Genomic DNA, 10,572 nt, shown 5'->3' with positions numbered 1-10,572 from the left:
GAACATAACTCTATTTCTCCCACTATTTTTTGCTTCATATAAGGCAGTATCAGCACCTTTAAGCAAACTCTCAATTTCATTTGTCAGTTCAGGATATGATGATATTCCTATTGAAATAGTTATTTTAATAGATTTATTATCCGAAATAAAGAAATCAGTATTTTCAACGTTCTTTCTTATTCTTTCTGCAATTTTAAAGGCTCTATACCTAGGACAATTTAATAATAATATAGAGAACTCTTCTCCCCCCATTCTAGATATCACATCATAAGACCTACATGTATCAAGAAAAATCTTTGCTAAACTTTTCAAAATAATATCACCAGCCTCATGACCATATGTATCATTTACATTCTTAAAAAAATCAACATCTATTATTAATATTGATAATTCCTCACCTTTACGTATAGTCAATTGAGAAATCTTATTAAAACTCTCATTAAATTGTCTTACATTATTTAATCCAGTTAAATAATCTTTTGTAGCTTCTTTCTTTAACTTTTGATAAATTTCAATTATATCAATTATGTAGTCTGTATATTTAATTGAAAAATACGAAACAATTAAATATCCTGATATAAGCATTATCAAGGATTGAAAAATTAATATTAAATCCTCTAATGTTATAATTAAGGAAATTGTTGATATCACACTAATTAAAATCATACAGTATATATATTTAATTCTTCTTGATACCTTTAATGAGGAAATAAACCCAAACCCAATTCCTATAAGTAATGCACTTATTAGTCCAACTATTGAAGAAATAGAAACTCCAAAAAATAAAAAACGAAAAATACCTATTACAAGTGAAGAAATAACTGAAGGTAAATATCCACAATAAATGGCACTTAAGAAAATTGGCACGTACCTAAAATCAATAATCACTTCATCCGTAAGTGGTACAGAATTAACCATTAATATTACACCTAATATGGCACTGTAAATTCCAATTATAATTCTTTTATTTATTGATAAGTCTTCAAAAATATTCTTATCTCTAGCAAAATGCTGAATTAAACTTAAAAATGTAATTAGAATACAAGCATTTTGAAAAAATTTTAATAACATTATCTTCTCCTATTTTATAATTATTGATTTATTTGTATTTAATTTTTAGTATTTATATCTTTTTACAATATAGTTATAAATTAAATACTCCTTTATGTCAAATTATTTATCAACAGTAAAATTAAATCTTTTCCTTTATAATCTAGTATTATTTAACAAATTTTGATAGGAAGTCATATTATAAAACATGGACTAAATGATATGGAGGTTCAAATGAAAAGCAAATTAATAAAAATTGCTTCTATTATAGCTTTAATTGGTGTAACAACCTTAAGCTTTATTGCCTGCGGTAAACCAACAAAAGAGGAACCTAAAGAATTAACAAAAATAAGATTAAATGAAGTAGTAAGATCAGTATTCTATGCTCCTATGTATGTTGCAATAAATGAAGGATTCTTTGAAGAAGAAGGCCTTGAAATTGACTTATCCACTGGACAAGGTGCTGATAAGACAATGCAACAAGTTTTAAGTAAAAATGCTGACATTGGTTTTTCTGGTCCTGAACAAACAATATACATTAATAATCAAGGTAGAGAAGATTATCCAATTCTTTTTGCTCAATTAACTCAAACTGATGGTTCCTTCTTAGTAGGAAGAGAAGCTAAAGATGACTTTAAGTGGACAGATTTAAAAGGCGCAGAAATTATCGGTGGAAGACCTGGTGGAGTTCCACAAATGGCTTTTGAATACGCTTTAAAATTAAATGGATTAGATCCGAAAACAGATGTTAACCTAGTAACTAATATAGACTATACTGCTACTTCAGGTGCCTTTAAAGCAGGAACAGGTGAATACGTAACATTATTTGAACCTACAGCTTCAATGCTTGAAAAAGAAGGAAGTGGAAAAATAGTAGCTTCTATTGGTGAATCTGTTGGTAATCTAGCTTATACAGGATTTTATTCAACTAAATCTTATATGGATAAAAATCCTGAAATAATTCAAAGCTTCACTAATGCCATTTATAAAGGTCAAAAATGGGTAGAGTCACACAGTGATGAAGAAGTTGCTGATTCTATATCATCTTTCTTCCCTGGAACTGATAGAGATATTATTATTTCTGTAGTTAAGAACTATAGAGCAATCGATGCTATTGCTACAAAACCAACTATTGAAGAAGAAGACTTAAATAGATTAATGGATGTTATTGAAAGTTATGACAAAACATTATTACCGAGTAGACCTTCCTTTGAAAAAATAGTCAATAATGATTTTGCTAAAAAAGCAATGGAATCCAAATAAGTTTATATTTATGGGGCTGTCTATAGGCAGCCTCAAATTAAAAATCAAGAAAAAAATTATCAATTATAAAGCAATCTACTTTAATAAAAATCATTTATTATATCCTTACTTTAAAAACTAAAGTTATAAATTCAACTTGTATTATCCTCCTAACTATAATTTAGAGTTTACATAACGAAAGGAGGTAATATTTTGAGCTTAATTGAAATATCAAATGTAAGTTTAACTTACCATTCATTAAAAGCAGAAACAAAGGCAATCGAAAACTTAAATTTTTCAATAAAAGAAGGCGAATTTATAAGTATAATTGGTCCTTCTGGCTGTGGAAAGTCAACACTTTTAAATATAATAAGTGGTCTTCTTAAGCCTTCAAAAGGTGAAATACTATATAACGATAATACAGTTAAAAATAGATTAGACAAAATGGGTTATATGTTTCAAAAGGATTATTTATTTGAATGGTTATCTGTAAGAAGTAATGTATTATTAGGTTTAAAAATAAAAAAAATTGATACTAAAGATAATATTTCTAATGCTGAAAATTTACTAAAGAATTATCAGTTAGATAGATTTGCAAACCATAAACCTACTGAATTATCAGGAGGTATGAGACAAAGAGTTGCATTAATAAGAACTTTAGCCTTAAATCCAGAGGTTTTGTTATTAGATGAACCATTCTCAGCTCTTGACTATCAAACTAGATTAAAGGTATGTGATGATGTTAAAGGCATAATAAAAAAAGAAGGAAAAACAGCTATAATGGTTACTCATGACTTGGGTGAAGCCATTGCTACTTCAGATAGAATAATAGTATTAACAAAAAGACCTGCAACATTAAAGATAGATGTCAAAATAGAATTTATGAATAAGGAAGCAACTCCTTTCCAAAGAAGAAAAGAAACTGAGTTTAATGAATATTTTAATTTACTATGGAAGGAGCTTGATGAATTAAATGAGTAAAGATCATTTAGATTATATAAAGAAAGTAAAGAAAGATACAATAAAAGTTGCCCTCTTCAGAGTTGGATTATTAATATTATTCATTGCTTTATGGGAAATTCTGGCTGACTTAAAAGTCCTAGATGCCTTTTTAACTTCAAGCCCTAGTAGAATAGTACATTCATTAATGGACTTTATTAAAGAGGGAACTTTATTAAAACACATATTAATAACCTGCTATGAAACTATTCTAGGTTTTACTTTAGGCACAATCCTAGGAGCTTTAATTGCTATTATTTTATGGGCCTTCCCTTTTGTTTCAAGAGTTTTAGAACCTTATTTAGTAGTTCTAAATGCCCTTCCAAAGGTTGCTCTTGCTCCAATAATTATCTTCTGGGTAGGTAATGGAATTACCGCAATTATAACTATTGCACTATTAATATCTATCGTTACAACAATAATTACTGTATTAACAGGATTTAATGAAGTAAATAAGGGTAAACTTAAGCTTATGGAAACCTTAAAAGCATCTAAATTCCAAACATTAAGATATCTAGTAATCCCTGCTAATATTCAAGTGATAATTTCAGCCTTAAAAATAAATGTAGGTTTGTCTTGGGTAGGTGTAATTATGGGAGAATTCTTAGTAGCAAGAAGTGGACTTGGATTCTTAATAGTTTATGGTGGACAGATTTCACAATTAGATATGGTTATGATGAGTATAGTTATTCTTTCAGTAATTGCTTTTATTATGTATATAGCTGTTGCAAAATTAGAAGAAGCTTTAAAGAAAATTAATTAACTTCATAACTGTAAATAAAAACGCTTTAGTAACAATCATGTTACTAAAGCGTTTTTATTTAATAAACTCCATACTCCAATTAAAGTATCCTGTTTCTTCATTTTTTTCATATTTAAAATATGCACTAAAAGTATTTCCCTTTTTACTTTTAAGATTTCTGAATCCTACTTTACCATTTTTAAGTAATAGCTGTACCATTTCTTTAGATACTGCTTTTCCAAAGGAAGCTATATACTTATCTTCTTTCCAAATAGTATATTTACATCCATTTTTCCAGTTAGTACATCCAAAGCTTTTTTCACCTTCAACTACTGGATTACCACATATAGGGCATTTTCCTACCTCTTCTAAACCTTCTGGTACTTCTACCTTAAACTTATGTAAAAGCGAATCATCACTTTTTATTTTTTCAACAGAATTTTTAGTAAAATCGTAAATAAGATTTAAAAAGTCAACCTTTTGATATTTACCTTTCTCTATATCCGATAATGTTTTTTCTAATCTACCTGTATATTCTAAATCTAAAAGCTCCTTAGCTGGAAAGATTTCCACTATTGTTCTGCCAAGCTCAGTTGTAATTAAACTTTTACCTTTAGTTTGAATATATCCAATATCTTTAAGTCTTTTAATAGTTTCTGCCCTTGTTGCAGGAGTCCCTATACTAAATCCACTTAATATTGCATTCATCATTTCTTCAGTATTAGTTTCATCATCTGGACCTTCGTCTTTATCTTCTTTTTCCTTCTTAAAGTTTTTCCCACAAGTTTCCATAACTCTTAAAAGAGTTTTTTCTGTATGATGCTTAGGTGGTTTCTTCGTAACTTTATTAACCTTACTACCAGTAATATCAAGATTTTCACCTTTTTCTACTAATGGTAAAATAGTATCCTTAGTATCTATCTTTTCAACTACTCTCCATCCCTTAACAATTTCAACTCTACCTTTAGCTATAAATTCCCCTGGTACCTTCTCATCATTAACTTTTATTGTTATTTTAGTTTCCTCAAATTCAGCAACAGGCATAAATTGCATTATAAATCTATTCTTTATAGCATTATATACATTTTGCTCATCAATACTTAAGCCTTTTGGAATAACATATGTTGGAGTTATGGCACTATGGCTTTCTACCTTAGAATTATCAAAAACCCTTTTTGACTTTACGAACTTAACTTGATTTTCATAAGGTAACCCCTTTTTTATATTTTCTAATACTTTTCTTGCTTTAGCCTCTAAACTTTCTTCTAATACAGTACTAGCAGTTCTAGGATATGTAATAAACTTCTTTTCATAAAGGCCTTGAGCAACCTTTAAAACTTTATCTGAAGTCCAGCCTTTATATTTACTAGTAATATATCCTTGTAAGTTAGATAAGTTAAATAACGGCTGCGGATATTCTCTTTTCTTTTCTATTTCTTTATCAACTACTACACCACTTTTTCCAGCTAAAACTTTACTTATCTCATCTAAATATTCCTTTTTCTCAAATTTCTCACTAGAATTTTCATAATAAAGTGTTTCAAATTCAATATTATCCTTAGATTTAAAATTAGCTGCTAATTTATAGTAAGAACTAGATTCAAAGTTCTCAATTTCTTTATCCCTATCATAAATAATCTTTAGCGTTGGTAACAGTACTCTTCCAATATTAATAACTTTTCTATCTTTTCCAGTTCCCCCATAACGTAATGTAGCAACAGAAGTTAAATTAATACCAATTACCCAATCTGCTAACTGTCTTCCAATACCAGCATCCTGAAGAGGCTTCATTTCAGAGTTAAGCTTTAAATTTGCCATTCCTTTTTTTACTTCCTCTTCTGTCCACTCATTAAGAAGTATTCTATATATAGGCTTTTTTACATCAAAATGAATAAACAATTCATCTGAAATAACTTGCCCTTCTCTATCATAGTCTGTTGCAGATATTATTCCATCTACATCTTCTCTATCTATAAGACTTTTTATCAAATTAATTTGTTTTTCTGCACCTTTATCTACTATATTTCTATTGTAGCCATCACATTTAATCTTATATTTAAATTCATTAGGTATAAATGGAAACTTCTCCATTCTCCAACCTACCATATTTTCATCGTAATCTTTTGCATCAAATAATTGTAATAGATGACCAAATGCCCAAGTAACTAGATATTCTTCCCCATCATAATATCCATCTTTTCTATTTTTTATTTTAAGAGCATCTGCAATATTTTTAGCAACAGATGGCTTTTCAGCAATTATTACTTTTTTCATTTATATCTCCTACTTTTTTAAATAAAAAAGCTCTTGCACAAAAAAATTAAGTCAATTTTGTACAACAGCCCTGTTTTTACTTTCAATAACCATAGAATATTTATGGGCTTTAAAATTATACCATAATATAATTTCATAACAACCCTTACAATTATACTATACTTTTCTTTACATTTCATTATAAAACCATATAAAATAGTTTAAAAAGCTTATAAACACAATCCATGCTATATAAGGAATTAATAATGCAGAAGAAAGTTTATCCACTCTAAAAAACTTATAAAAAGTTATTAAAACTGCTACTAATAATATTATTAACCAAATAAATGATAACCCATATAATCTAAAGGTAAAAAAAAGAAATGGCCAAATAAAATTAATACATAGTTGTATAAAATAAGTAAAGTAAGCTCCCTTATCATCTACACCACTTTTATTCCTCATATATATTCTATAAGCTGAAACACCCATTAAAATATATATAATTCCATATCCTATTGGAAAAATTATTATCATCTCATTTACTAATATACCCTTAAGAGATCTATATGTATCTAATGTATTCCTATTTATATATCCTATTAATATTATTGCCAATATAGGAATCATTATATTTATTAATAAAGGAATTATCTTATTAATTATTTTGAATTCTTTCTTCACAGCATATTTTTTATCTTTTTTTAGAACTGATTTCATAACACTACTCCCTATTTAATTCATAATTAAGGATATTTTGCAGAGCAAAACTTAAGTTTAAAATTAGAAATGAATAAATAAAGGAATGAAAGAATTTAAATAGTTTTGCAAAGCATAACTTCATCTATTAAGAAAAATATTCTCTAAAAATCTTCAAAGATTTTATCCAACATTTTTTTATTATTTAATCCGTTAATTCTTTCATTCTTTAATTACTGAGAAGGTAATCCTTATTTTAAAATCCCCAAGGACTTTTCTCTTAACTCTTAATTCTTACCTCTTCTCTCTTAACTCTTAATTTTCTTCACTCTTAACTATTTTACTTTACAAAATCCACAACTTATATATATGCATAAAAATATAGTGTTATGTTAAAAATATATATCTGAAAATTCTATATCTACCTTTTCTTCAAGAGGATTTATTTTCAAACCTACTGTTGGTATAATCTCTTCACCTTCTATGCTTTCATCATAAGGAAATACTATTTTAAAGGTGTTTCCATATTTTACGCCTGTTCTAATACTTATTTCTCCATTATGGTTTTTAACTAGTCCTTTTGTTAAAAATAATCCAAGTCCACTACCTTCTGAAGGTCTATTTAATGAAGAGTTAACCTTAGTAAACTTCTCAAAGATATCTTTTCTCTTATCTTCAGGAATAGCTTCTCCATCATTAACTACCTTTATAACAATACTACTGTAATCTTTAATATTTACAGTTACATAAATATATCCATTATCTTTACCATATTTTAATGAATTAGATAAAATATTTAGCATTATCCTTTCAATTTGTCCCTTATCACATAAGAATTTAATTTCTTCTCTCTCAGGATCAAAAATTAAATTTATATTCCTAAGTTTCATATAATAATCACATGCTAAAACTATATTTTCAATTATTTCTACAACATTATAAATCTTCTTATCTACCTCTAAAAACCCTTCATTTAGCTTATTACTATCTATAAAATTACTTATAGTTCTTATAAGCCTTAGGCAATTTTGTTTTATAATCTCGTTGTTCTTATTGATTTTAGTAATCTCATTATTTTTTAAATATACATCATTTAGTTGCAATGCTGAATAAATTACATTTATAGGTGTTCTAAGTTCATGAGAAATATTTGAGTAAAATTCTTCTTTTATATTTTCATCTTTAATTTTCTTTTCAATATTAACTATCTCTTTTCTCTTCTTAATAATATCAGTAATATCATTAAATACTAATAGCTTTTTATTACCATAAATCTTTACTAAATATATTTCTAAGTTTCTTTTTTCACCATTTTCATCAGTAATAACAATTTCTGTTGTAAAGTCTTCTATTTCTTCATTTTTACAATGATTTTTTCCTGTTATTCTACCAATTATCGTACTTAATTCTATTAAATCCTTCCTTGGATACATAGATGAATCTCTTTCATAATAACATTCATTATTGTAATTAGAATAAGTTAAAAAATTATTTTCAAATAGTAGAAGTCCCTTAGAAAAAGCCTGTACTACATCGTAATATCTTTTTTCACTTTTCTCTATAAGAAGGTTTAACTCCAAAAGCTCTTTTTCCCTTCTTTTTAAGGATTTATTTAAACTGCTTTTAGTCTCTTTAGCCTTATTTAGGCTTTCATAAGCACTTGAAAATGCATTATATAACAATATTTCTTCAAATTTATCATATATCAAAAAATACATTATAATTTTTGATAATCCTATTAAATATATTAAATCTAAATTTAACACTCTATACAAATAAACAAATATGCTACTAACTACTATTAATGAACCATTTATCAATATCCATATTCTATCTATTTTATAATTATATCTAATATATAAGGCTATCATTATAAAATATAGTAATATTATTATAACTTCACTAATAGATAATATAAAATAATCACTATATGCTTTAGAAATAAGTAATAATCCTTTATAGCCACCTTTTATCCAAAAATAAATAATAGGTGTGGTGGTTAAAAATATTATAGATTGCCATAGAGGTGATTTTCCTTTCTCATAAAAAAACATACTAAGTATAATATTGATAAGTTCTCTTAAGTTTATAATCTGAGCATAAGATAATATTATTGACATATCATTAATAGCAGTACTAGATTCTATATCTATAAACCTAACTAAAGCAATAAAGATGCTTCCTATTCCAATATGCTTTAATATTCCTAAATCCTTATTCCCAACCTTTATCATGCTAATAATAAAAATCATCACTGATATAGCAAAGCATATAACTTTTATAATAAACATATACTCACTTTTCAAGTTAAATACCATACTTAATATTGTTAATATGATAATCATAGGAATAAAGATATTAGAAACAGACCCTTTATATCTATAAATAACCTTCTCACTTGTCATTTTCAATTAAGCACCCTTCCCTTTATTAAAACTAATTATAAAGGTAGTTCCCCTCCCCTCTTGACTCTTAATTTCAACATTACCATTTTGCGCTTTTATCAAATTATATACTACAAATAATCCAACTCCAGAGCCATTAGGATTATATGTTTTGGATCTTTCCTCCATTTCATATTTGTTAAATGCTTTCATTACAAACTCTTCACTCATTCCTTCTCCATTATCCCCTATCTCAATTATCACTAAGTCTGATTCAACCTTAATTTTTGCAAATATAGTCCCACCATTCCCTGTAAATTTTATAGAATTTGAAACTAAATTAAGAATAACTCTTTGCATCATCTCTGTATCAAAATAAGTATAAATTTCCTCTTCTTCTGTATCAAACAAAAGATTTATACCACTGTTTTTAATATATGTATTTAAAGAAATTAAGTAATCTTCTATAAAAACAACAATGTTATCATATATTAAATTAGCTTCTAAATTTGATGAATCTATCTTACTAATATCAATTAAGTTATTTGTAAACTTCGTTAATATAAAACAGTTTTCCTTACTTATTTCATTATAAAAACCTAGTTTATCTAAATCATTATTATCTATTAATATCTTTTCTAATTGGATAGCAGAGTAAATTATGTTAACTGGAATTTTTAAATCATGTGATATATTTGATAGAAAGTTCTTCTTTATTTCTTCTTTCATTTTAATACTCTCTAACTCTTCTCTCATATCTCTTAACCTTAGTTCCTCAGTTAAGTCCTTTAGTAATAATATAAATTCATTTTCTTCAGAATTTAGCCCTAAAAATCTTCCTTCAAATTGTTTACCATTTATTTTAATAGTTGTAGAATACGATACTTTTTCATTTTGGCTAAACTTTGATAATGTTTCCTTTGTACTTGAGCTAAGATCTATATAACTATCAATTCTTCTATTAACTACTCTTCTTAAATTCTTCTCTCCAATGGAATTTAAAAATTTCATATTACAATATGAAATTCTAAGATTTTGATTAACTATTACAATTGGATGAGGTAAGCTACTAAGAAAGCTTTTATATAATAGTTGCTTGTCCTTTAATTTTTTATAAGCTACTTCCAATTTGTAATTATTTTTTATTATTTTATTATTTATCTCCTCTAAATACTTACTTGTGTTTACAGTTTCCTTAAATAT

At 26.6% G+C, this 10,572-nt stretch carries 8 protein-coding genes; 3 read left to right on the top strand and 5 right to left on the bottom strand.

Annotated features, from left to right (window positions below):
• The coding region (locus E6248_RS08760; RefSeq protein ID WP_316340434.1) for a diguanylate cyclase at positions 1–1,071 on the bottom strand (1,071 nt) is incomplete at its 3' end.
• A gap of 213 nt (positions 1,072–1,284) precedes the next feature.
• Here E6248_RS08760 and E6248_RS08755 point away from each other — a divergent pair.
• From E6248_RS08755 to E6248_RS08745, 3 genes are all read left to right on the top strand, one after another.
• Entirely contained in the window at positions 1,285–2,313 is a 1,029-nt protein-coding gene (locus tag E6248_RS08755) for an ABC transporter substrate-binding protein (protein WP_316340433.1), read from the top strand.
• A 192-nt stretch (positions 2,314–2,505) separates the two neighbouring features.
• Entirely contained in the window at positions 2,506–3,273 is a 768-nt protein-coding gene (locus E6248_RS08750) for an ABC transporter ATP-binding protein (RefSeq protein ID WP_316340432.1), read from the top strand.
• Complete coding sequence (locus tag E6248_RS08745; RefSeq protein ID WP_316340431.1) at positions 3,266–4,054, top strand: ABC transporter permease; 789 nt, start codon at positions 3,266–3,268, stop codon at positions 4,052–4,054. The genes E6248_RS08750 and E6248_RS08745 overlap by 8 nt, the downstream gene beginning before the upstream one ends.
• Positions 4,055–4,108: 54 nt before the next feature.
• On the opposite strand, the gene E6248_RS08740 is transcribed toward E6248_RS08745, so the two are convergent.
• From E6248_RS08740 to E6248_RS08725, 4 genes are all read right to left on the bottom strand, one after another.
• Positions 4,109–6,307: a DNA topoisomerase gene (locus E6248_RS08740; RefSeq protein WP_316340430.1), complete on the bottom strand. Its 2,199-nt coding sequence runs from the start codon at positions 6,305–6,307 to the stop codon at positions 4,109–4,111.
• 168 nt (positions 6,308–6,475) lie between these two features.
• Complete coding sequence (locus E6248_RS08735; RefSeq protein WP_316340429.1) at positions 6,476–7,006, bottom strand: TspO/MBR family protein; 531 nt, start codon at positions 7,004–7,006, stop codon at positions 6,476–6,478.
• A 371-nt stretch (positions 7,007–7,377) separates the two neighbouring features.
• The gene (locus E6248_RS08730) at positions 7,378–9,390 is read right to left on the bottom strand and encodes a HAMP domain-containing sensor histidine kinase (RefSeq protein WP_316340435.1); all 2,013 of its coding nucleotides are present in this window, start codon (positions 9,388–9,390) and stop codon (positions 7,378–7,380) included.
• Between the two features lie 6 nt (positions 9,391–9,396).
• Positions 9,397–10,572 (bottom strand): HAMP domain-containing sensor histidine kinase (locus E6248_RS08725; RefSeq protein WP_316340428.1); only part of this gene is annotated, 1,176 nt, incomplete at its 5' end.

It is taken from the genome of Clostridium sp. (genome assembly GCF_032552055.1).
In the GTDB taxonomy this organism is placed as follows: domain Bacteria; phylum Bacillota; class Clostridia; order Clostridiales; family Clostridiaceae; genus Clostridium.
This window is presented reverse-complemented; position numbering and strand designations above follow the sequence as displayed.

Excerpts from the sequence above, each read along its gene's own strand:
- E6248_RS08755 (WP_316340433.1), top strand. The coding sequence starts at position 1,285 with ATGAAAAGCAAATTAATAAAAATTGCTTCTATTATAGCTTTAATTGGT.
- E6248_RS08745 (WP_316340431.1), top strand. The coding sequence starts at position 3,266 with ATGAGTAAAGATCATTTAGATTATATAAAGAAAGTAAAGAAAGATACA.
- E6248_RS08740 (WP_316340430.1), bottom strand. The coding sequence starts at position 6,307 with ATGAAAAAAGTAATAATTGCTGAAAAGCCATCTGTTGCTAAAAATATT.
- E6248_RS08735 (WP_316340429.1), bottom strand. The coding sequence starts at position 7,006 with ATGAAATCAGTTCTAAAAAAAGATAAAAAATATGCTGTGAAGAAAGAA.
- E6248_RS08730 (WP_316340435.1), bottom strand. The coding sequence starts at position 9,390 with ATGACAAGTGAGAAGGTTATTTATAGATATAAAGGGTCTGTTTCTAAT.